Here is a 22,406-nt window from a genome sequence, read left to right on the forward strand (position 1 = left end):
GCCCCTTCCGAGCACCAGGGCTTCGGCGGGGCCGTCTGTTTATTTCTTGCGGCGAGTATTGCGCGCTGGCGCCTGTTCACGTTCCCGGGGCGCCGGGGCGGAACGTTCGTCCTGAAAGACCGCGGCGACTTCCACCGCCATTGTCTTGGTGGGCAAGGGACCGGCGACCTGCTCGCCGTGGTAGTTGATAATCCACCACTGGCCGTCCTTGTCCTGGCTGACCGAATAACCGTTTGCGTTCTGTGTTGCCGACATCTAGCTGCCTCGTTGGCGGAATCAAGGCGGCCATGATACGCCAAATGCTCGCAAACCGTGCTGATGGGCGTACAGTGAGGACCGCTGGAACCATCGAAGCGAAAGGCGATTGAACTATCCGCCGGTTTATTTCTCTATGATGGCATCGGTTGGCCAGCGCAGGCATTGTAAGGTGCCTGCCGGCTGATTAGACTGCGCCGAAAACTTGTACACACCGCCTTTTCAAGGACTTATATGATCAAGAAATGCTTGTTCCCAGCAGCCGGTTACGGTACTCGCTTCCTGCCAGCGACTAAAGCCATGCCCAAAGAAATGCTGCCGGTGGTGAACAAGCCACTGATCCAGTACGGCGTCGAAGAAGCCCTGGATGCGGGCCTGACGGAAATCTCCATCGTCACCGGCCGTGGCAAGCGCGCCCTGGAAGACCATTTCGACATCAGTTACGAGTTGGAAAACCAGATCAAGGGCACCGACAAGGAAAAATACCTGGTCGGCATTCGCAAGTTGCTGGACGAGTGCTCGTTCTCCTACACCCGCCAGACCGAAATGAAAGGTTTGGGCCATGCGATCCTGACCGGCCGCCCGCTGATCGGTGACGAACCGTTCGCCGTGGTCCTGGCGGACGACTTGTGCGTGAACCTGGAAGGCGACGGCGTTTTGACCCAGATGGTCAAGCTGTACAAGCAATTCCGTTGCTCCATCGTGGCGATCCAGGAAGTGGATCCGCAGGAAACCAACAAGTACGGTGTCATCGCCGGTGAAATGATCCGCGAAGACATCTACCGCGTTCACAGCATGGTTGAAAAACCAAAACCTGAAGATGCGCCGTCGAACCTGGCGATCATCGGCCGCTACATCCTGACTCCGGACATCTTCGACCTGATCGAACAGACCGAGCCAGGCAAGGGCGGTGAGATCCAGATCACCGACGCCCTGATGAAACAGGCCCAGAACGGCTGCGTCATGGCCTACAAGTTCAAGGGCAAGCGCTTCGACTGCGGTGGCGCCGAAGGTTACATCGACGCAACCAACTTCTGCTTCGAGAACTTCTACAAAACCGGCAAGGCTTACTGATTCAGCCTGCGTCGCGCCTTGAAAAAACGCCCCGACTGGTTCGGGGCGTTTTTTTTTCTGCAAAAAAACCTTCCGCCAATCATCAATCACACAAACAAAGTCGCTGTTTGCGCTGCAACGCTGCCTCAGGTGAAAACAGCAGGTATGCTGACAACCTGCCGAAGGAGATAGATGATGGCCTACGATTTTGATCTGTATGTGATTGGCGCCGGTTCCGGCGGTGTGCGGGCGGCGAGGTTTGCCGCGGGTTTCGGCGCGAAAGTGGGCGTGGCGGAAAGCCGCTACCTGGGGGGGACCTGCGTCAACGTCGGCTGTGTGCCGAAAAAACTGCTGGTCTACGGCGCGCATTACGCCGAGGACTTCGAACAAGCATCGGCCTACGGTTGGACGGCGGGCGAGGCGAGTTTCGACTGGGCCACGCTGATCGCCAACAAGGATCGTGAGATCAATCGCCTCAACGGCATCTACCGCAACCTGCTGGTCAACAGCGGTGTGACCTTGCATGAAGGCCACGCCAGGATTACCAGCCCTCATGAAGTCGAGATCAACGGCGAGCGCTACACCGCCAGGCACATCATGATCGCCACCGGCGGCTGGCCGGTGATTCCGGATATTCCCGGGAGCGAGCACGCCATCGGTTCCAACGAAGCGTTTTTTCTCAAGACGCTGCCCAAGCGCATGCTGGTGGTGGGGGGCGGCTACATCGCCGTGGAATTCGCCGGGATCTTCCACGGCATGGGCGCGCAGACATCCTTGCTTTATCGCGGTGACCTGTTCTTGCGCGGTTTTGATGGCGCGGTGCGCAAGCATCTGGCCGAAGAGCTGCAGCGTCGTGGCTTAGACCTGCAATTCAACGCAGACATCCAACGCATCGACAAAGAAGCCGACGGCAGCTTGAAAGTGACGCTCAAGGACGGTCGCACGTTGTCGACCGATTGTGTGTTCTACGCCACCGGCCGCCGGCCGATGCTGGACAATCTTGGGCTGGAGAACACGGGCGTCAAGCTGGACGAGAAAGGCTTCGTGCAGGTCAACGAAAAATACGAGACGGCTGAACCGTCGATCCTGGCCATTGGCGATGTGATCGGCCGTGTGCAGCTCACGCCTGTCGCCCTGGCCGAAGGCATGGCGGTGGCGCGGCGCCTGTTCAAGCCTGAGCAATACCGCCTGGTTGATTATCGAATGATCCCCACGGCGGTGTTCAGCCTGCCGAACATCGGCACGGTAGGTTTGACGGAAGAACAGGCTCGGGAAGCCGGCCATGAGGTGCAGATTTTCGAAAGCCGTTTCCGGCCGATGAAGCTGACCCTCACTGACTGCCAGGAACGCACCCTGATGAAATTGGTGGTCGATGCCAAGACCGATAAGGTCCTGGGCTGCCACATGGTCGGGCCGGACGCCGGTGAAATTATCCAAGGGCTGGCGATTGCCCTCAAGGCCGGTGCTACCAAGCGCGATTTCGATGAAACCATCGGCGTGCATCCAACCGCAGCCGAAGAATTCGTCACCATGCGTACGCCTACCGCCTGATCAGGCTTTTCGTCCATGGGGCTGTGATCCGTTGATCCAGCCCCGTGAACTGTCAGGCAGCTGCCACGATCAATTGATCGCCGCCTTCGGCAGCTTCCACAGATTTCTTCTATCTATATAGATTCCTGATAGCCAAAACCAATCATTTGCATGAGCTTTGGCAATGAGCCAACAGCGCAATGAATGGCTAAGATTCACCCCATCAACTTTTCAACCACTGACGGAGAGTCAACGATGCCTATCATCAACAGCCAAGTTAAACCGTTCAAAGCCACCGCTTTCAAAAACGGCGCTTTCGTCGAAGTATCGGACGCCGACCTGAAAGGCAAGTGGTCTGTCGTGTTCTTTTACCCAGCTGACTTCACCTTCGTTTGCCCAACCGAGCTGGAAGACCTGGCCGACAACTACGCCGAGTTCCAGAAGCTGGGCGTCGAAATCTACAGCGTGTCCACCGACACTCACTTTGCCCACGCTGCCTGGCACAACACTTCGCCAGCCATCGGCAAGATCCAGTACACCATGATCGGCGACCCGACCCTGGCCATCTCCCGCAACTTCGACGTGCTGATCGAAGAAGCTGGCCTGGCTGACCGCGGTACTTTCGTGATCAACCCTGAAGGTCAGATCAAGATCGTTGAAATCAACGACGGTGGTGTAGGCCGTGACGCTTCCGAGCTGCTGCGTAAGATCAAGGCAGCCCAGTACGTTGCCGCTCACCCAGGTGAAGTCTGCCCAGCCAAGTGGAAAGAAGGCGAGGCCACCCTGGCTCCGTCCCTGGACCTGGTCGGCAAGATCTAAACCAATGCGTTACCCGAGGGCGATCCGCTCTTAGCCAAGTAAGCCGCTTCGCCCCAAAAAACGCCCGGGCGAGATTCGCCTGGGCGTTGTTTTTTCTGAAATTCAAAAATGGAAATCGCCCGTATGTTGGACGCCAATCTTAAAGCTCAGTTGAAGTCATACCTGGAACGGGTCACCCAGCCGATCGAGATCGTTGCATCCCTCGACGACGGTGCGAAATCCCAGGAAATGCTTGCGTTACTCAAAGACGTTGCCAGTCTTTCCAACCAGATTACCTTGCTCGACAACGGCACCGATGTGCGTAAGCCATCGTTTTCGTTGAACCGCCCGGGAGCCGATATCAGCCTGCGTTTCGCCGGCATTCCCATGGGGCATGAATTCACTTCGCTGGTGCTGGCCCTGCTGCAAGTCGGTGGCCACCCTTCGAAGGCCAGTGTCGAAGTGATCGAACAGATCCGCTCGCTCAAGGGCGAGTTCAACTTCGAGACGTATTTTTCGCTGTCGTGCCAGAACTGCCCGGACGTGGTCCAGGCGCTGAACCTGATGGCGGTGCTGAACCCGAACATCAAGCACGTCGCCATCGACGGCGCGCTGTTCCAGGCTGAAGTCGATGAACGCCAGATCATGGCCGTGCCAAGCGTGTACTTGAACGGTGTGAACTTCGGCCAGGGTCGTATGGGCCTGGAAGAAATCCTCGCCAAGATCGACACCAGTGGCATCGAGCGCCAGGCTGAGAAGATCAGCGCCAAGGATGCCTTTGACGTGTTGGTGGTGGGCGGTGGCCCGGCCGGTGCCTCGGCGGCCATCTATGCGGCACGAAAAGGCATCCGTACCGGTGTGGCGGCCGAGCGTTTCGGCGGCCAGGTGCTCGACACCATGGCCATCGAGAACTTCATCTCGGTCCAGGAAACCGAAGGGCCGAAACTGGCTGTCGCCCTGGAAGAACACGTCAAGCAATACGACGTCGACATCATGAACCTGCAACGCGCCGACGCACTGGTGCCAGGCACGGCCGGTGGGCTGCATGAAGTCAAGTTCGCCAGCGGCGCGAGCCTCAAGGCCAAGACCGTGATCCTGGCGACCGGTGCCCGCTGGCGCGAAATGAACGTGCCGGGCGAGCAGCAATACCGCAACAAAGGCGTGGCGTACTGCCCGCATTGTGACGGTCCGCTGTTCAAGGGCAAGCGGGTCGCGGTAATCGGCGGCGGTAACTCCGGCGTCGAAGCGGCCATCGACCTGGCGGGTATCGTGTCCCACGTCACGTTGCTGGAGTTCGATGTGCAATTGCGTGCCGACGCGGTGTTGCAGCGCAAACTGCACAGCCTGCCGAACGTGACGGTGATCACCAACGCCCAGACCACCGAAGTGACGGGTGACGGGCAGAAGGTCAACGGCCTGCGCTACAAGGACCGTCCGAGCGGTGAAGTGCGCGACGTGGCGCTGGAAGGAATCTTCGTCCAGATCGGCCTGTTGCCTAACACCGATTGGCTCAAGGGCACCGTCGAGCTCTCGCCGCGTGGCGAGATCATTGTCGATGCTCGTGGCGAAACGTCGATCCCGGGTGTGTTCGCTGCCGGTGACGTGACCACCGTGCCGTACAAGCAGATCGTGATCGCCGTGGGCGAGGGCGCCAAGGCTTCGCTGAGCGCCTTCGATCACCTGATCCGCACCTCCGCACCGGCCTGATAGCCAGTCGCTGGAAAAACAAAACCCCATGGGCCTTGGCTCATGGGGTTTTTTTGTGACCGCAGAACTTACAACGGTGCAGGCTGGATGATCTCGACCCAATAACCGTCCGGGTCTTTGATGAAGGCCAGGCTTTTCATGCGGCCATCACTCAAGCGTTTCTGGAAGTCACAGCCCAACGCTTCGAAGCGCTCGCAGGCGGCGACCACGTCTGGCACGGAGATGCAGATGTGACCGAAACCGCGCGGGTCGGTGTTGCCGTTGTGGTAGGTGAACGCCGGATCGTTTTCGGTGCCGTGGTTATGCGTCAGTTCGAGGATGCCGGGGATCGATTTCATCCACTCGGTACGCGCCGCCGCGTCCGCCGGGATCTGGTTCTTGTCGACCAGGGCAAGGAAATACAGGCTGAATTCGGCCTCTGGAAAGTCGCGTTTTTCCACCAGGGAAAAACCCAGCACACGGGTGTAGAAATCAAGGGACTTGGTAATGTCCTTGACCCGCAGCATGGTGTGGTTGAAGACGAACTTGGCCGTTGCGGCATCGGGTTGAGCGGTGACGCCAGGGAAAGTATTGAGTTCTTGCAGGCTCATGGGCCCTCCGAAAAATAAGTGGGGCTTGTGCTAGCTTCCTTGCAGGTGCGTCCATGATACGCAAGGGGCGTGGCATCGCCAAACGTGCCTATTGCCTGGTGGTGCGTCGCGCTTCAGACTTCACGATCAGTCCTTGAGTGCAACGCAATGTTTCGACCGCTTTCTTCGCTGTTCGTCCTGTTGTTTGCCGTCGCGTCGAGCGTCGATGTGGGGGCGGCCGAACCACAGGTAACCTGGCCCTCGGGATGGATCATCGAATCGCTGCCCGCCGACGCACTGGCCCCGGCCAAAGGTACCAGTCGGCAGCGCGCCACCAAAAGCGACCCTTCGGGCAATGCCGTGATGGTGATGGAATTGACCGCGTCGGCTGTCGAGCCCGACCATCAAGTAAACTTGCAAGGCGTGCTGTTGGAAATGAGAAAGTCCATTCAGAAGGATTTTTTCCAAGGCGGCTATCAAAGTGTCTGCAATAAGATTCACGCGTCCGTATTGGGTGGCGTAAGCGCTTTGGAAACCACTTGCACGATCACGCAAAACGGGCGTCATGTATTGTCGCAGACCCTCGTCGCGGCACTTAATGACGGTAATGCCTACGTGTTGTCCTATGCGGGGCAGGCGCAGGTATTTGTAGAAAGCCAGGATGAAATACAGTCGGTACGAAATAGCCTGAAATTATAAGGCTTTCAGCGTAATACTCTTGGGCCAACACGAAAGTTCGGCCCATAAAAAAGCCCTGGGTGCAGGCCAGGGCTTTTTTCGTTGTAGTGCTTTCAACCGCGCAGCCAGGAATCGACGGTGCTCGCACCGTATTTTTCCTTCCAGGCTTTCAAACCGCGATGGTTGCCGCCCTTGGTTTCGATCAGTTCGCCCGTGTGCGGGTTCTGATAGACCTTGACGACGCGGGCACGGCGGGTCTTTGGCGTCTTGCCCGACGACAGGCCTGATTTGGACGGGCTCGGGTCGAGGATCGCAACGATGTCGCGCAGGCCCTTGCCGTAGGTTTTCATCAGCCCTTGGAGCTTTTCTTCGAATTCGATTTCTTTCTTGAGCCCGGCGTCATTCTTCAAAGCTTCCAGCTGCGCGAGCTGCTCTTGAAGGGCCTTTTCGGCTTTGCGAAATTCAGCGAGTCTGGACAATATAATTACTCCAATCAAAATATAAGGCTGATACCAACCGCAAACAAAGCTATAAGCCAGGCGCCTTGTAGCGACTCGGTGACTAATGACTCTCCTGCTATCTGGTAGAGGCAGAAAAAATTGTAGTAGTTAAACCGAAAAGTGTAAATCGTAACTTTTTCGTTATGTAACAGCTGTTGGCGTTTTACCATCAGTCGGGCCGATGACGTCAAGCGACTGGCGACGGAGATTGGCTGTTAGCAGTACTAGGCGGTGTAATGCAATCGCGTGCTCTAGTCCGTTGGGCTAATAGATAACCCTATCGAAAGTTAAGCGCAATCAAGTCGGCTGAACGGCCTGTGCCAGCTCGATAAATGCCAGGGTTGCCGGCGAGGCCTGGCGGCTATCGAGTACGGCCAGGCCGATCTGTCGTGGGACGGGAGGCGACAGAGGACGAACAACGAAGCCAGGATTATCGAACAGGGGCAACGAGCCTTCGGACACTACGCTCACCGCGTCGCCACGAGTGACGAGGTCGAGCGTACTGAGCAGTTGCGAGCAGCGATAACGGACATTGGGTGTCAAGCGCGCGGCATTGAACAGTCGCCAGACCAGTTCCGACGAGCCGGCCTCGGTGAGAATGAAAGGGTCGTCGCACAAATCCTTGAGTTGCACGTGGGTTCGATCCCCGAGGGCGTGAGCAGAAGGGAGCAAGGCGACCATCTGGTCGGTCACCAACGCGAACGTATCGAAGCGTTCCTCCGGCAAGACTACGAAACCGACGTCGATCCGGCGTTCGTCCAACCATTGCAGAACCTGCCGGTCCGGCCCCTCGTCGACATGCACTTCGATCCCCGGGTGCAAGGTCCTGAAGCGTTCCAGGATAGCGGGCAACAGCTTCATCGAGGCTGTCGGGCCGAACGAGCCGATGCGCAAGGTTCCGCGGCGCATGCCTCGGGCATCCGCGGCTTCCTGGCGCAGCGTGTTGGCCAAGCCGAGCATGGCTCGGGCCCGCAGCAGCAATTGCTGGCCGATGTCGCTGGGCTCCACCAGGGTCTGATGACGCCTGAACAGCTCGACGCCCAGTTCGTTTTCCAAGGACCTGATTGCGTGCGACACCGCTGATTGTCCGATGCCCAACCGTGTCGCGGCTGCCGTGAAGCCGCGCAGCTCGGCGACCAGCGAAAAGATTTCGAGTTGGGTCAGGGTCATGAGTAAAAGCTCATTTTACGATGACAAGATATGAGGCGAACAATACGGCACTTGAGCGACAGAGAAAACCGTGGCGAGAGAGCTCCCTCGTCACTGGCATCCGAACGACCTTGAATGAGATGAAAGCAATGAAACCCATGGAACATTCCATGCCGATCGCTTCCGACCTGCCGGTCTACCTGAAGCTCGCCATGGTCACAATGATCTGGGGAGGGACGTTCGTGGCCGGGCGGATCCTCTCCAATGCATTGGCGCCCATGCTGGCCGCCAGCCTGCGCTTTCTGCTGGCGAGTCTCGCGCTGCTGGTGTTTCTCGGGGTGGCCGGCATTCCTCTGGCCAGGCCCAGCCTGAAGCAGGGCTTGCAACTGGCGATGCTGGGGTTCTTCGGTATTTTCTTCTACAACCTGTGTCTCTTTTATGGTTTGCAATACATCAGCGCGTCGCGGGCCTCGTTGATCGTGGCGTTGAACCCCGCGGTGATCGGGCTGGCCTCCTGGTGGTTATTCAAGGAGCGGCTGAGCCGCTTGAAAGTCGCCGGCATCGTCTTGTGTCTCGGCGGGGCGGGTCTGGTGATCGTGGGTCGTGACCCGGCCTTGCTACAAACAACGGAGCAAGGGTGGATAGGCGACGTGCTGATTTTCGGCTGCGTGCTCGGCTGGGGTATTTACTCGCTATTTTCCAAAAGCCTGAATGAAAGCCTTGGCCCGTTGCAAACGGTGACCTGGTCGATCCTGCTGGGCACGCTGATGCTTTGGGGAGCGTGCGCGGTCGGGGGAGAGATTCGCTTCGCGGCGCTGACCGCACTGGATGCCGGGCAATGGCTGAGCCTGTTGTACCTTGGCGTACTGGGCTCGGCGCTGGCCTATATCGCCTGGTATGACGGCATCCGCCGGATTGGCGCGACCCGGTCCGGCGTGTTCATCGCGCTCAATCCACTGACGGCGGTCCTGCTGGGCGCCTTGCTATTGGACGAACGGCTTACGGCCTTGATGTGCGGGGGCGGGGGGCTGATCCTGATGGGTATTTTCCTGTGCAACAAACCCCTTGCACGCTCGGCCAAAAAGGCGATTTGATACCCAAGGCGGACAAATGTGGTTACGCTGTGTAGAATCGATTTACGCATATAAGAATAACGTCTTCTGGCAGCAGAAGCCTCGCCCGCAAGAGCCTTGGGTCGACAATGAAGATACTTGGGTTTCAACTGATCTATGGCGATTTCCTCGCCCGCAGCGTCCGCGGTATTTCCTGCGCGCCGCCGCGCGCCCTCAGCATCACTGGCAACTAACGTTTCTTGTTAATTGATAAGCATGATGAGGCGCCGACATGGCAGATCTATACGAAAACCCGATGGGCCTGATGGGCTTTGAATTCATCGAATTTGCATCCCCTACGCCCAACACCCTGGAGCCGATCTTCGAGATCATGGGTTTCACCAAGGTAGCGACCCACCGCTCCAAGGACGTGCACCTGTATCGCCAGGGCGCGATCAACCTGATCCTCAACAACGAGCCCAATAGCGTGGCGTCCTACTTCGCCGCCGAACACGGTCCGTCGGTTTGCGGCATGGCGTTCCGCGTCAAGGACTCGCAAAAAGCCTACAAGCGCGCCCTGGAACTCGGTGCCCAGCCGATCCATATCGAGACCGGCCCGATGGAGCTGAACCTGCCTGCGATCAAAGGCATCGGCGGCGCGCCGCTGTACCTGATCGACCGTTTTGGCGAAGGCAGCTCGATCTATGACATCGACTTCGTGTTTCTCGAAGGTGTCGACCGCAATCCGGTGGGTGCGGGGCTCAAGATCATCGATCACCTGACCCACAACGTGTATCGCGGGCGCATGGCGTACTGGGCGAACTTCTATGAGAAGTTGTTCAACTTCCGCGAGATCCGCTACTTCGACATCAAGGGCGAATACACCGGTTTGACCTCCAAGGCCATGACCGCGCCGGACGGCATGATCCGCATTCCGCTGAACGAAGAATCCTCGAAGGGCGCCGGCCAGATCGAAGAGTTCCTGATGCAGTTCAATGGCGAGGGCATCCAGCATGTGGCGTTCCTCACCGACGACCTGATCAAGACCTGGGATGGGCTGAAGAAAATCGGCATGCGCTTCATGACCGCGCCGCCGGACACCTACTACGAAATGCTCGAGGGCCGTCTGCCGAATCATGGCGAGCCAGTGGCGGAGCTGCAATCGCGTGGCATCCTGCTCGATGGTGCTTCCGAGCAGGGCGACAAACGCTTGCTGCTGCAGATTTTCTCGGAAACCCTGATGGGCCCGGTGTTCTTCGAATTCATCCAGCGCAAGGGCGACGATGGCTTCGGCGAGGGCAATTTCAAGGCGCTGTTCGAGTCGATCGAGCGTGACCAGGTGCGCCGTGGTGTGCTGACCGCTGACTAATGCCTGAGTGTCACAAACACCGCCCGGCCTGATGCCGGGCGGTTTTTTTTTGCCCGGCGCAAGCTACGCTGGCGATCCATCCGCCCGTGGTGGCGCTATCGCCAGCAAGCTCGCCCGCACCCTGAATATTGGCCAGAGCAGGTCCGGCATCAATGCTTGACCGGTGCTGTTTGTCAGGCGCTTTGCACGCGTTTCAACCCAATCGCTTCATCCAGGTGGGCCGTGAGGGCGTCCAGGTTGTCAAACAGACGAAGCTCGGTAAGCCCCCATTCCGGTCGATTGATATAAAGCTTGCCCGACAACTGATCCTTGCTGACCAGCGTTCTTTTGATCGAGCTGTCCTTGGAACGGTGGAAGATCATGGTGCCTTCCGGTCTGGTTTCGACAAGGTACATGCCAGGATCGGTCAGCCGTGGGTGCCTATCCATCAGGCGCAGCGGCGAGACGGGAATCACCGTCGTGCCGCTGACCTGTTTCAGACCGGCAGTCTTGAGCGCCCACACCAGTGCGTCGATGTCCTTGAACTTCACTCTGTTGACTTGCCACACCCGGTGGTAATGCTGGGACAGATCGGGAATGTCGACCGATAGCTGGTCAGCAGCCATAAGCAGAGGGTATACGCTGAAGTCCCCCAGCTGATGTTTCGCCAGGTACAGCTGAAACCCATCTTCCGAGCGTTCGATCAGGAATTCGTTCGGCTTGTTCAACAACTTGCCAGGGCTGACGGGCGCCCGCCGTATCAGCTGGGTGCCGGTACTTATCTCCAGCAGCAGATCTGACTTCACAAAAAGGTACCCGGCGCCGGAGGGCGTACGGTGAGCGGTTGGTCGTGCGATGGGCAAGAGACTGGAAACGATCTCTCCTTCATCGGGCAGCACTCGCGTGGGTTGACTGCCGGCATCGACCACGCGTACCCCGACGGCACCTTGCAGTTCAGCCAATCCGGGGGTGTTTCGAGCGGTATTGGCGTGGCCGCTCTCCACCAGCGCCACCCATTTGAGCGGGCCCCGGTGGGTCTGGTCGGTCTCGATGAGGGTATGGGCCACGTACTTGAAGTTCCTGGAGCGCTCGGGGGCGTGCCGCCTCATTTCGTCCCTGAAGGTGATCGACGTGTCGAGCGCCTGCACCTTGATGCCGTGCCGGTGAGCAACAGTGATGAGGTTGATCAACGAATGGGCGCTGGAGGGATTCATCTGCTGGAGTTCGTCCTGGCGCCGGAGATTCGCCCGCAGAGGATCGGACATCGCACCGCTGGAGGCAAATGCATCCAGCCGGGGTTGATCGTATTCACTGATCAGGTTTTCCATGTAGAGCGTCTTGACCTGCTGCTCCTTCAGGGCGGGCATGTTGTCGATCAAGAACTTCCTGGCGCCGATGGCGTTGTAGGCCGCTCCCAAGACCAGGCCATTGGATACACGGTAAATGCTTTCAAGCACAGCGGGGGGTGGGCTGTAAGGTTGCAAAGCCGGCGTGGGCGGCCTGGGGCGGGTGACCGGTTGGCCTTCGAAGAAGTACTGGCTGGCGCTGATGGTATCCCTGGCGCGCTGGAAACGTTCCCGCTGCGCGGTTTCGACATCGAGACCACGCTGCACCGGTATTGTCGCAAAAAGGCTATGGGGGTCCTGCGTAAGGTTGGCACTTCGAATGTCTTGTTCCAGAACGCGTCGGTAACGAACGGGCAGCTCGAATGGCTTCATGCCCTGGCCCCCTACGTTCAGGTTCAAATCAGCGGCCCCGAGCGACGGGTCCTGGATGATCTGCAGGTTCGGGCCATGGGCAAGGTCCTCGACATGCAAGCTCATCACACCTTGCACTTGGGCCAGGCCAGGCGTGTTGGGGTAGCTGAAAGTCACCGTGGCGTGCTGCTCCTGTTCAAGAGCGATGTTCCTTTTACGATACTGGGACGCTCCCACCAGGGCGACCCACTTGCCTTGCGGACGATTAACGCGGTCGGCGTTGATCACTTGGCTGGCGTGATACGTGAGCAGGCCTCGGAAACCGTCGTCTCCGGACAGTTCCGCCTGGGCCCTGGCGGCGCAGTCCAGGGCCTGGACCCTTATGCCATTTTCCCGCGCCGCGATGATCAGGTTCTGATAGGTGTAGGGCGTTGGCGGGACCGCGTCATCATTCACGTCGAGAGCGTGCAGGCGACGCTTCAGTCTGGCGTCGAGGACACCGGTCCTGGCGAACCCGTCCAGGACGACCTGGTCGATGTCGATTCGCAAGCGATCCAGGTACAGCGTCGTTACACCGCTTGCGACCAGTGCCGGCATCGCGTCGATCAGTTGCATCTTGCTGCCGGTGCCCGAAAACCGCTCCGTCATGACCAGGCCTTGGGAGTGTTCGAAGATTTTCTCGATGAGCTTGGAAAATGTCTCCACGCCAAGCAACGAAGGAGCGGCGGAACGAGGGATCCGTTGGGCGTTTTGAAGGAATAACCGGGCGTCCTCTTTCAGTTGGTTCTGTTGGGTCCGGTAAATAGGGCCTAAAGCAGCGTCGCGCTCTTTGATGGACTGGCTCGATAGCCCCTCGTTCCTGCGATCGAATACTGCTCGCTGGTCCTTGCCCAGTTGGTAGGCCCGCAGCTTCGTGGCGAAGGCGTTTTCGCGCCAGGACACCGCGCCTGTTGGCCGATAGAGTGCCGGGCCCGAAGGTGACAGTTCATTCAGGCCCCACGCGTAATAAGCGTTCAAGGCAGGGTCATGGACGACCCGGGCGACTTTCCCGTCGTCCAGATCGACGTAGCTGCCGTTGCCGTTGACCCGAAGACCATCGGCGCGGGCCGGTGGCAACCCTTCGGGTGGATTGAGCGCGTAGCGATCCAAAGACCTTGGCGAAGGCTGCGCAGCCGTTGGGGCGCCACTGGTCGGGTCCGTCAGCTCGACGGGTGGCGGCGGGCTCTTCTGGGATGAAGCCCCGGCAGAGCCACTGGGCTCGGACGTCGATGTGTGGGGGCGTGGCGGGATGCCGGTCCCAGGCAATGCAAGATGAGGCGGCAGCCTGACGTCGGGTAGGGTAATCGTGCCCGGATCGGTGCCTGGCGTGTCTGTGCCCTTCGGGCGCACAGGTTTTTTTGGAGACATGTTCTCTTCCTTGATAGGTGTCGTGTTGCAGCGGCCAGCCGGTGCCGACGCGTGCGGACGGGTTGGTCTTGGCTGCTTGGACGTGTTGAGGAAGTGCCGTTCAGTGCTGGGCAATGGTCCCGATCATCAGGTCCGAGCTGTTCACTTCTTGCGTGTCGTCGCTATCGAGAATCCAGCGCTGGTCCAGTACGTCATAGAAGATCGCGCCTGGCGTGCCGTCAGCGAGGCGAACGCCAGCGACGCTGAGAAATGTCGTCGCCAGGCTGCCATCAGCTTCATGGGCCTGGATTTCTCGCAGGAGCGTGGCAATGTCGGCATGGAACCTGGCATTGATGCTCAACAGTCGCGCTTTCGCCAGATCGGTGTCGATCTGGTAACGGGTGCCGGACACGAGTTCCACATGCACAATTTCCGGTGGTTTCCGGTCATCGGACGCTGGCGTGAGCAACAACCGCACGTCACCGAGCAGGACCCAGGTCCTACCGACACGGATATCGCTGCGGGCCAGATCCATGTCAAAGCTGTCGGCGTGAATATTCCACACCGACGAATCGGTTGCGCTGGTCGTATACAGGCGCAGGGTGGCGCCGGGGCTGGGGTGGACTTCGTAAGTGGAGGCGTTGCCCTCCAGCTCGTAAATGCTGGTGTGCTGGCGTTCAGGCAACCTGATTTTTTGCGGTCTGGAAGGCAGGCGTATGACTTCACGGGACGGGGACCGGAAGACAGCACGACCAGGGCGTCGGCGCAGTACATGGCGCCCCTCGACCACGCGTGTTCCCGGGTTCTGATAATCATCGTGGAATGACGGCCGTACCGTACCCACCCGGTAGGAGGTGCCGTCACGAAAGACCAGGGTGATGGCGCGCGTGAGCGATACGCCAGTGGACATCAACGTGCCCGTGACATTCGACGCAACACCCTGGTTATGCTTCATCCAATGATCGAGCGTCAGCCGCGTGCCGTTGGTGAATTGCAGCACCAGCTTCATGTCGCTGTAGGTCAGCCAGTTCCAATAACCGATGGTGCAAACCTCCACGCGATAATGAGCGTGGACGGCTTCCAATTCGCTGTCGTCATGGTCCAGGAACAGCGTGGTGGTTGCGTTGGCAGGTTGCTGCGGGATATCGAAGATCGGCTCGAGGCATTCCCTGGCAACGAAATAGTTTTCGATGACGAGATCCCGTGAGGCGACTTTTTCACCATTGAAAATGACCGGCGCGGGCGGCGATTTGCGTTGGTGCACCATGATCGCGCTGACGGGGTGATCTTCCGGGGCGAGCAAAGCGTCTGGCAGATCCGGCTTGAAAGTGAAGCCATCTCGCGTCACGAACAGCAGAGCGTCATTACGCAGGACCCGTTGAGTCCCAACCTGGCAATACGTATCGACAATGCACAGCTCGCGAAATAGATCCGTTGTCTGCGCATCATGGGATAACGTCACCTTCAACGACGTGCCCTGGATTTTCCAATCCTGGATCCCTTCCGCTGGGTAGCCGAGTTCAATGATGCTCGGCTCCGTCCCATCCTCGGTGATATGGATGTCGCCAGTGTTCATGGCGACGTAGTAACGGTCCGTGCCGGGGCCACCGTCGACCCGACTGGAATTGCCCATCAGCCGGAACACATCATCGCCGCGTCCACCGGTGGCTCGGTCATCCATACCATTGAGCGTGATGTGGTTGGGGTGCCGGTCACCGATGACCCGGCTGTAGCCACGCGGTAGTGTCTCGACGTTTTCAATCGAGGTGATCGTTGCGTAGTGGGCAGGGTGGGTGTCGTCGTGGGACTTCAACAGGGAGAGTCCGCCGGGCAGATCGATTTCAAGGCCGAGATAGGCGTAAGAGCCGTTGACGTCCGGGAGCCGACCCTGCAACGACAGCGTGTCGTTGCCCGCGCCGCCATGCAGCGCGTTCCTGGCATCCACGACCGGCGTCTTGAGGGTCTCGTTCACATGGAACATGAACGCATCATCCTCCGAACCTCCCGTCAGGCTCTTCTTACCCGTTGAGAAGCTGAAGTAGTTGGGTTTGTCGTATACGCCGAAGACCTGGTCGTTGCCGCCACCCAACTGCCAATAGATGCCCTTGCCCTTGCCTGGTTCACCGACGGTCACCCTGGGAGCCTTGTCCAGCCCCCGAGACGCATCGATTACATCGTCGCTTTCCACTACCTCTGGTGTGCTCACTTCCCGGTAAGGCTGCTCGCCGTCATCCCAGTGCAGTTTCCAGTGCTTGAGCGGTTGCATGTTGACTTCGAAGCGGCCGCTGACGAGGGCTTCCACGCTGGGTTTCAACTCGCCGTCCAGCAGCTTGCGCGCCTGGTCCACCAGCGCCTGGGTGTACCCGACACGGGTGCGCGCAACCTCGTAGCGTCCCATCACTTGCGTATCGAGGGCTTGCCCAGTGAACGCGAACCAACCCGAGCGCCAGCGTTCGTTGATGCTCAGCTCGATGTAATCGTCAATGTCATCGACCTGGCGTGCTGCGCCGTAGACCCTTGCGCCCACCATCAGGACGGCGCACGCCACCAACCCAACCGCGCCGGTCAGACCGAACCCCGCCATTGCCGCCGCCCCGAGCGCGACCGAGAGGCCTGCGCTCGCCACGCTCATGCCGGCCGAGACGTAATGGTCCATGGCCTCCTTGCCCGTGGATCTGGCGGCGGCGTCGAAGGCATTGATGGCGTGGTAGATATCGAAAGGGAGCGTGAGGATGCCGGCCATCAGGCCCGCGCTGCGGATCAGCCATTTGCCCACGGCGGTGGCCTTGAAGCCCATGAGCACCCGGTCAGCCTGGCGCAGCATTTGTTTTCCGGTCTTCAACAGCCCGTGCTCCACCATGACCGAAGTGAGCTCACCGCCGATTTCCCCGGAGCTGACCGCTATCTCGGCCAAATCGCTGTTTCTCAGGCCATCACGGATCCCCACCAGACCACCGTAGATTCCGTAGATCTGCATGCCCAGCGCAGCGGTGAGCATACCGTGGCTCTTCAGGTTGTTGACCCAGGTTGGCATGCCCGGTGCGAAGGGTTGGCCCTGCAACGCTTGCATCGTCTGCAACGCATCGAGCAATTTGCCGAACGTGTCCATCGACCCGCTGGGGACGTGGCCTGGTGTTGGCTCAAGAATCGCGGGGGAGCTGGAGGATCGGACGGACGCGAGCTCGAACAACAGAGAGGTCGCATCGGGGGCGTTGCCCAAAGGGTGCGCCTTGATGTAAGTCTCGATCATCAGTGGATCGAACCGGACGGCATCGATCAGCGCTCCGTCCGGTTGCGAAAGAAGTGCCGAGTCTGTTGCGGTCCCGTCGTCGCCCAGGCGTGCGCCCATGCGATAAAGGTCGACGCGGCTTATGCTCAACTCGCCAATCTTCACCGGCCCCAGGCGTTCATCCAAACGCGTGAGCCGTTCCCGGGGCGTTGGTTTTTTATCCGGTTGCGTGTCGTTATGTTCGGGCAGACGTTGCAGCGGATGGGACGTGATATCGGTGATCACCACAGGTGGAATCCGTTCCACTCCTGGTTGGGCGGATCGCCCTTGGGAAGGTTCTGACATCGATAATTCCTTTATCGTAAGGTCTGCCGAGCGCCCTCCTGGCGTTCGTGCGGGCATGATAAAGGAGCTGGACCTGGCGCGTGGGCGCAGAGTGTTTCGTGATGCAAGCTGGGGCAGTCAGGCCCGGCGCCGTTGCCGCACCATATGCTTGGACCCTTCGAATACCAGAACCGCCACGGCCATCCAGATGGGGATATAGGTCAGCCATTCTCCAGCCTGGATGCTTTCACCCAGCAGCAGCGCGACCCCCAGCAACAACACCGGCTCGACGTAGCTCAACAGCCCGAACAGGCTGAAGGGCAGCAACCGGCTGGCAACGATATAGGCCACCAGGGCCGAGGCACTGATGACGCCGAGCAGCGGGATCAGCAGCGACAGCCATGGGTGTTGATTGAAAACCTTGAAACCTTGTTCGCCGCTCTGCACGAACCAGAGCGCCAACGGCAGCATCAACGTCATGTCCAGCCAGAGCCCACCCAGGTTGTCGGTGCGCAGGCGTTTGCGCAGGATGAAATAGATCGGATAGCCCAGCACCACCAGTAACGTCGCCCAGGAAAACCCACCCACCCGGTACAGCTCGTTGAGCACGCCGAGAGAAGCGAAAAACACCGCGGCTTTCTGCAGGCGCGAAAGGCGCTCGCCATAGGCGATGCGCCCCGTCAGGACCATCGATAGCGGCAGCAGGAAATAGCCCAGCGACACGTCCAGGCTGTAGCCGTTGAGCGGCGCCCACATGAACAGCCACAACTGCGCCCCCATCAGTGCCGATGACGCCATTGCACCCAGCAGCAAGCGCGGCGTGGCGATCAGGCGTGCGACAAGATCCGAGACGAGTTTCCATTCACGGGAGATCAGCATGAACGCAGTCATGCACGGCATCGTCAGCAACATGCGCCAACCGAAAATCTCCAGGCCCGTCAGCGGCGCGAGCAGCGAGGTGTAGTAGTACATGACGGCGAACAGGGCGGATGCCGAGACCGATAGAGCGATGCCTTTGGACACGGATGCCTCTTGTTATTGGAATTGCAGCACGATACGGAAAGCCGTTTACCCGTGGCGAGGGAGCTTGCTCCCGCTGGGCCGCGTAGCGGCCCCAAAGAGCGACTGCTGCGCAGCCGAGCGGGAGCACGCTCCTCGCCACGGTGATCACAGTGTAAGTTACGACGTACGCGGCACGCGCCCCGGCACGAAATGGCCGACATCATTGAACCCCGGCGTCGAGGCATGGCCCGGTGTCACCAGCGAATCGATGAACGCTTCATCCTCCGCCGTGATTTTCACCGCCTGTGCCTTGGTGTACGAATCCCACTGCTCCTCGGTGCGCGGCCCGACGATGGCCGAGGTGACGGCATTGTTGTTCAGCACCCAGGCGATGGCGAACTCGACGATGCCCACGCCCCGGCCCTGGGTGTATTCCAGTATCTGCTGGGCGATGCGCAGCGACTCGACCCGCCATTCGGTTTCCAGGATGCGCTTGTCCTGGCGTCCGGCACGGCTGTTGGCGTCCGGTGCGACGTCTGGCGCGTACTTGCCGCTGAGCACGCCGCGAGCCAGGGGGCTGAATGGCACCACGCCAAGGCCATAATTCTGCGCCGCTGTGATCTGCTCGGTTTCCGCCTGGCGGTTGACGATGTTGTACAGCGGTTGGCTGATGACCGGGCGGTCGATGCCCAGGCTGTCGGCAATGCGGATCACCTCGGCGATGCGCCAGCCGCGGTAGTTCGACAGGCCCCAGTAGCGGATCTTGCCCTGGCGAATCAGGTCGCCGATGGCCGACACGGTGACGTGCAGCGGGGTGTTGTGGTCTTCGCGGTGCAGGTAATAGATATCCAGGTAATCGGTGCCCAGGCGCGTCAGGCTGGCCTCGATCCCATTGAACAGATGCTTGCGGCTCAGGCCGCTGCGGTTAGGCATACCGTCCGGCGGGCCGAAGCCGACCTTGGTGGCGAGCACCCATTCATGGCGACGATGGGCAATCGCCTCGCCGACGATTTCTTCGGAGCGACCTCCGGTGTAGACGTCCGCGGTGTCGATGAAGTTGATGCCCTGGTCCCAGGCCTTGTCGATGATCCGCAGCGAATCTTCGGTGCTGGTCTGTTCGCCGAACATCATGGTGCCCAGGGTCAACGTCGAGACTTGCAACCCTGAATGGCCTAGCGTGCGGTAGCTCATGACAAGATCCTTTTATTCATGGGGAAAGGTTCAATCAAATACCAGAACCGCCGCAAGGATCAAACAGAATTCTCAAACCACCACAAATCAATTGTGGGAGCGAGCAAGCTCGCTCCCACAGGGTAAAAGAGGTGTCAGGCCCGCAAGGTGCGGGTCATGCGCAGCGCCAACAGGCTGCCGCAGACGATCACGCCGGCCAGCAGGTACAGCGCCGCATCGGTCGAGCCAGTGGTGTCCTTGACCCAGCCCACCAGGTATGGGCTGAGGAAACCGGCCATCTGGCCCATGGAGTTGATCAACGCCAGCCCGCCGGCCGCCGCGCCCGCGCTGAGCAGGGCGGTGGGCACCGGCCAGAACATCGGCAGGCCGGTGAGGGCGCCCATGGTGGCGATGGACAGGCCGAGGATGGCGATGGCCGGCGTGGTGTCGAAGTTCACCGCGATCAGCAGCCCCACCGCGCCCATCAGCATCGGCACGACCAAGTGCCAGCGACGCTCCTTGTGCAGATCCGCCGAGCGCCCCACCAGCAACATGAACACCGCCGCCAGCAGATAGGGAATCGCACTCAGCCAGCCGATCACCAGGTTATCGCTGAAACCGAGGTTCTTGATGATCGACGGCAGCCAGAAATTGATCGCATACACGCCGCTCTGGATGCAGAAGTACACCAGGCCGAAGGCCCAGATCGCCGGGTTCTTGAACACGGCGGCCAGAGAGTCTGTGGTGGTTTTCGGTTTGTTGGCCAGGTCTTCGGCGTGGTCGGCGGTGAGCACGGCGCGTTCATGGTCGGTCAGCCAGGTGGCCTTGGCGAAGGTGTCGCTGAGCAGGAAGAACGCCAGGGCGCCGAGAATCACTGTCGGGATGCCTTGCAGCAGGAACATCCACTGCCAACCCGCCAGACCGCCCTGGCCGGCGGCGAAGTGGTTGAGAATCCAGCCGGAGAACGGGCTGCCCAGCAGCCCCGACACTGGGATGGCCGACATGAACAGCGCCATGATCCGGCCACGGCGGAACGTCGGGAACCATTGCGAAAGGTACAGCACGACGCCAGGGAAGAACCCGGCTTCAGCCGCCCCGGTGAACAGCCGCAAGGTGTAGAACTGGGTTGGGGTGGTGACGAACAGCAGGCAGGTCGACAGCGTGCCCCAGGTGATCATCATCAGGGCGATCCAGCGCCGAGGGCCGAATTTGGTCAAGGCCAGGTTGCTCGGCACGCCGCACAGCACGTAGCCGATGAAGAAGATCCCGGCGCCGAGGCCGTACACGGTTTCGCTGAACTTCAACGCGTCGAGCATCTGCAACTTGGCGAAGCCAACGTTCACCCGGTCGAGGTAGTTGAACAGGTAGCAGATGAAGATGAACGGGATCAAACGCAGGGTGATGCGCTTGTAGACGGTATTCTTTTCGTCGGGGGTAGCCAGGAGGGCTGCTGCGCTCTGGGACATGACGGGGCTCTCTTTATTATGATTTTGGCGTGCCAAGGGGTAACGTTGACCGCCCCTTGAGTCTCGGCCAGCCCAAGGTCCCGTGTCTTTGTGCCGCAGCACAACGTTTGCAATCCGACCCTGTGCGCCTGACCAATCCCGTGGGCGGCGCACCTCAAAACAACAATCACGCCGCTTGCAAGGAACACCGCCCATGTTCGAACTCGATCACGACCTGGCGCAGGACATCGTCGACCGGGCGATGGCGATTCTGCCCTATAACGTCAACGTCATGGACAACCAGGGCTTGATCCTCGGCAGCGGCGAGCGCGAGCGCATCAATACCCGCCACGAGGGCGCGCAACTGGTCCTCGCCAACGGACGGGTGGTGGAAATCGACGAGCACACGGCCGTCCACCTCAAGGGCGTACAGCCGGGAATCAACCTGCCATTGATGCTCGACCAGCGCTTGATCGGCGTGCTGGGCATTACCGGCGAACCCGCGCAATTGCGCACTTACGCCGAACTGGTGCGTATGACCGCCGAAATGCTGCTCGGCCAGCGCAACCAGCAGGCCGAGCAGCAATGGCGCCGCCAGCGTTGCGATGACTTGCTGGCGTTGCTGCTGGGCGATGCCGGGGATTCGCCAAGGTTGCTCGATGAAGCGCAGCAGATGGGCCTCAAGCCGCAGCTGTCGCGCGTACCGTATCTGTTCGAATTGGGCTTGGAGCATGGCCCTGGTCAAACCGTCGAATCGCTGAGCGCCTGGCTGATGTCGCGCTACCCGGACAGCTGGTGCCTGACGTCGTCCAAATCCTCCTTGCTCTGGTGCCGGCCGGTCACGGCCTCGGTGGAGAACGAGCGGCTGCTGGGCAAGCTCGATGGCCTGGGCTGGAGCATCCTGCGAGTTGCTGTGGGCGGCCAGGCCGAGGGGCTGGCGGGGCTGCGCCGTTGCTACCGGCGGGTGGCGGATCTGCTGGCGTACGGGCGCGATGTCCTGCCGCAGTCGCGCTTGCTGCTTCTCAATCGCTATCGGCTGCCGGTGATGCTCTGGCGGCATCGCAGCGATGATGCCCTCGACGAACTGCTCAGCCCGTTGCGCAAAGTGATCGCCAAGGACAGCAACGGCCAATTGCTCGCTACCTTGCGAAGCTGGTGCGAACACGACGGCCAGAGCCAGGCCTGCGCCGACGCCCTGGGCATCCACCGCAACAGCCTGCGCTATCGCATGGAACGCATCGCCGAACTCAGCGGCGTCGACCCGCTCAGGCTGGATGGGATGCTGGCGTTGTACCTGGGGGTTCAATTGTTGCCCCATGATCAGAACTTTCCGGAGTGACCCCTTCGCGAGCAGGCTCGCTCCCACCATTGATCTCCAGTGATTACAGAATATGCGACCACAGCAGTTCCCATGTGGGAGCGAGCCTGCTCGCGAAGAGGCCAGCAATGCCAACCCATCCTTTGTGAATTTGACCAATAATGCCCAAGGTCTTTTGTGCGGCGGACCGGCGTCA

The 22,406-nt window shown here is 59.9% G+C and carries 17 protein-coding genes; 8 read left to right on the plus strand and 9 right to left on the minus strand.

The window, feature by feature from the left end; genetic code table 11:
* Positions 1–39: 39 nt before the first annotated feature.
* Entirely contained in the window at positions 40–255 is a 216-nt protein-coding gene (locus M1D68_RS10505) for a hypothetical protein (RefSeq protein WP_420767715.1), read from the minus strand.
* A gap of 234 nt (positions 256–489) precedes the next feature.
* Here M1D68_RS10505 and galU point away from each other — a divergent pair, with 234 nt between their 5' ends.
* From galU to ahpF, 4 genes are all read left to right on the plus strand, one after another.
* Positions 490–1,329, plus strand: coding sequence for a UTP--glucose-1-phosphate uridylyltransferase GalU (gene galU, locus M1D68_RS10510; RefSeq protein WP_039592970.1), 840 nt, complete (start codon positions 490–492; stop codon positions 1,327–1,329).
* 174 nt (positions 1,330–1,503) lie between these two features.
* Entirely contained in the window at positions 1,504–2,859 is a 1,356-nt protein-coding gene (gene gorA / locus M1D68_RS10515; RefSeq protein WP_434676582.1) for a glutathione-disulfide reductase, read from the plus strand.
* A gap of 234 nt (positions 2,860–3,093) precedes the next feature.
* The gene (ahpC, locus tag M1D68_RS10520; RefSeq protein ID WP_011061677.1) at positions 3,094–3,657 is read left to right on the plus strand and encodes an alkyl hydroperoxide reductase subunit C; all 564 of its coding nucleotides are present in this window, start codon (positions 3,094–3,096) and stop codon (positions 3,655–3,657) included.
* 123 nt (positions 3,658–3,780) lie between these two features.
* Positions 3,781–5,343 carry an alkyl hydroperoxide reductase subunit F gene (ahpF, locus tag M1D68_RS10525; protein ID WP_457970261.1) on the plus strand — a complete coding sequence of 521 codons (1,563 nt, stop codon included), beginning with the start codon at positions 3,781–3,783 and terminating at the stop codon, positions 5,341–5,343.
* A 68-nt stretch (positions 5,344–5,411) separates the two neighbouring features.
* On the opposite strand, the gene gloA is transcribed toward ahpF, so the two are convergent.
* Positions 5,412–5,933 carry a lactoylglutathione lyase gene (gloA, locus tag M1D68_RS10530; protein ID WP_420767718.1) on the minus strand — a complete coding sequence of 174 codons (522 nt, stop codon included), beginning with the start codon at positions 5,931–5,933 and terminating at the stop codon, positions 5,412–5,414.
* 147 nt (positions 5,934–6,080) lie between these two features.
* Between gloA and M1D68_RS10535 the strand changes: the two genes are divergently transcribed.
* Positions 6,081–6,611: a DUF4946 domain-containing protein gene (locus tag M1D68_RS10535; RefSeq protein ID WP_434563623.1), complete on the plus strand. Its 531-nt coding sequence runs from the start codon at positions 6,081–6,083 to the stop codon at positions 6,609–6,611.
* A gap of 92 nt (positions 6,612–6,703) precedes the next feature.
* On the opposite strand, the gene M1D68_RS10540 is transcribed toward M1D68_RS10535, so the two are convergent.
* Entirely contained in the window at positions 6,704–7,069 is a 366-nt protein-coding gene (locus M1D68_RS10540) for a histone-like nucleoid-structuring protein, MvaT/MvaU family (protein ID WP_420767720.1), read from the minus strand.
* Positions 7,070–7,387: 318 nt separating this feature from the next.
* On the minus strand, positions 7,388–8,260 hold the full coding sequence (locus M1D68_RS10545) for a LysR family transcriptional regulator (RefSeq protein ID WP_457970263.1): 873 nt from the start codon (positions 8,258–8,260) through the stop codon (positions 7,388–7,390).
* Positions 8,261–8,388: 128 nt separating this feature from the next.
* On the opposite strand from M1D68_RS10545, the gene M1D68_RS10550 reads away from it, so the two are divergent.
* Together M1D68_RS10550 and hppD are read left to right on the plus strand one after the other, a co-directional pair.
* The gene (locus M1D68_RS10550; RefSeq protein ID WP_457970265.1) at positions 8,389–9,333 is read left to right on the plus strand and encodes a DMT family transporter; all 945 of its coding nucleotides are present in this window, start codon (positions 8,389–8,391) and stop codon (positions 9,331–9,333) included.
* Positions 9,334–9,583: 250 nt separating this feature from the next.
* A complete protein-coding gene (gene hppD, locus M1D68_RS10555) occupies positions 9,584–10,660 on the plus strand; it encodes a 4-hydroxyphenylpyruvate dioxygenase (RefSeq protein ID WP_420767723.1) in 1,077 nt (358 codons plus the stop codon).
* A 173-nt stretch (positions 10,661–10,833) separates the two neighbouring features.
* On the opposite strand, the gene M1D68_RS10560 is transcribed toward hppD, so the two are convergent.
* The 5 genes from M1D68_RS10560 to M1D68_RS10580 all read right to left on the minus strand — a co-directional run bounded on the left by M1D68_RS10560 (position 10,834) and on the right by M1D68_RS10580 (position 20,913).
* Entirely contained in the window at positions 10,834–13,743 is a 2,910-nt protein-coding gene (locus tag M1D68_RS10560) for a hypothetical protein (protein WP_457970267.1), read from the minus strand.
* Positions 13,744–13,843: 100 nt separating this feature from the next.
* Positions 13,844–17,296 carry a hypothetical protein gene (locus M1D68_RS10565; protein ID WP_457970269.1) on the minus strand — a complete coding sequence of 1,151 codons (3,453 nt, stop codon included), beginning with the start codon at positions 17,294–17,296 and terminating at the stop codon, positions 13,844–13,846.
* Between the two features lie 117 nt (positions 17,297–17,413).
* Complete coding sequence (gene rarD, locus M1D68_RS10570; protein WP_457970271.1) at positions 17,414–18,298, minus strand: EamA family transporter RarD; 885 nt, start codon at positions 18,296–18,298, stop codon at positions 17,414–17,416.
* Positions 18,299–18,454: 156 nt separating this feature from the next.
* Complete coding sequence (locus M1D68_RS10575; RefSeq protein ID WP_434563635.1) at positions 18,455–19,468, minus strand: aldo/keto reductase; 1,014 nt, start codon at positions 19,466–19,468, stop codon at positions 18,455–18,457.
* 134 nt (positions 19,469–19,602) lie between these two features.
* On the minus strand, positions 19,603–20,913 hold the full coding sequence (locus M1D68_RS10580) for an MFS transporter (RefSeq protein WP_434563637.1): 1,311 nt from the start codon (positions 20,911–20,913) through the stop codon (positions 19,603–19,605).
* Positions 20,914–21,106: 193 nt separating this feature from the next.
* On the opposite strand from M1D68_RS10580, the gene M1D68_RS10585 reads away from it, so the two are divergent.
* Entirely contained in the window at positions 21,107–22,231 is a 1,125-nt protein-coding gene (locus M1D68_RS10585) for a sugar diacid recognition domain-containing protein (protein ID WP_434563639.1), read from the plus strand.
* Positions 22,232–22,406 lie beyond the last annotated feature (175 nt).

The organism is Pseudomonas sp. R4-84, assembly GCF_054130985.1.

What these genes read in the sequence shown, in the direction of transcription:
- M1D68_RS10560 (WP_457970267.1), bottom strand. Translation starts at nt 13,743, where the DNA reads ATGTCTCCAAAAAAACCTGTGCGCCCGAAGGGCACAGACACGCCAGGC.
- M1D68_RS10585 (WP_434563639.1), top strand. Translation starts at nt 21,107, where the DNA reads ATGTTCGAACTCGATCACGACCTGGCGCAGGACATCGTCGACCGGGCG.
- gloA (WP_420767718.1), bottom strand. Translation starts at nt 5,933, where the DNA reads ATGAGCCTGCAAGAACTCAATACTTTCCCTGGCGTCACCGCTCAACCC.
- gorA (WP_434676582.1), top strand. Translation starts at nt 1,504, where the DNA reads ATGGCCTACGATTTTGATCTGTATGTGATTGGCGCCGGTTCCGGCGGT.
- M1D68_RS10550 (WP_457970265.1), top strand. Translation starts at nt 8,389, where the DNA reads ATGAAACCCATGGAACATTCCATGCCGATCGCTTCCGACCTGCCGGTC.
- M1D68_RS10545 (WP_457970263.1), bottom strand. Translation starts at nt 8,260, where the DNA reads ATGACCCTGACCCAACTCGAAATCTTTTCGCTGGTCGCCGAGCTGCGC.
- M1D68_RS10575 (WP_434563635.1), bottom strand. Translation starts at nt 19,468, where the DNA reads ATGAGCTACCGCACGCTAGGCCATTCAGGGTTGCAAGTCTCGACGTTG.
- ahpC (WP_011061677.1), top strand. Translation starts at nt 3,094, where the DNA reads ATGCCTATCATCAACAGCCAAGTTAAACCGTTCAAAGCCACCGCTTTC.
- hppD (WP_420767723.1), top strand. Translation starts at nt 9,584, where the DNA reads ATGGCAGATCTATACGAAAACCCGATGGGCCTGATGGGCTTTGAATTC.
- galU (WP_039592970.1), top strand. Translation starts at nt 490, where the DNA reads ATGATCAAGAAATGCTTGTTCCCAGCAGCCGGTTACGGTACTCGCTTC.
- M1D68_RS10505 (WP_420767715.1), bottom strand. Translation starts at nt 255, where the DNA reads ATGTCGGCAACACAGAACGCAAACGGTTATTCGGTCAGCCAGGACAAG.
- M1D68_RS10565 (WP_457970269.1), bottom strand. Translation starts at nt 17,296, where the DNA reads ATGTCAGAACCTTCCCAAGGGCGATCCGCCCAACCAGGAGTGGAACGG.
- ahpF (WP_457970261.1), top strand. Translation starts at nt 3,781, where the DNA reads ATGTTGGACGCCAATCTTAAAGCTCAGTTGAAGTCATACCTGGAACGG.
- M1D68_RS10535 (WP_434563623.1), top strand. Translation starts at nt 6,081, where the DNA reads ATGTTTCGACCGCTTTCTTCGCTGTTCGTCCTGTTGTTTGCCGTCGCG.
- M1D68_RS10580 (WP_434563637.1), bottom strand. Translation starts at nt 20,913, where the DNA reads ATGTCCCAGAGCGCAGCAGCCCTCCTGGCTACCCCCGACGAAAAGAAT.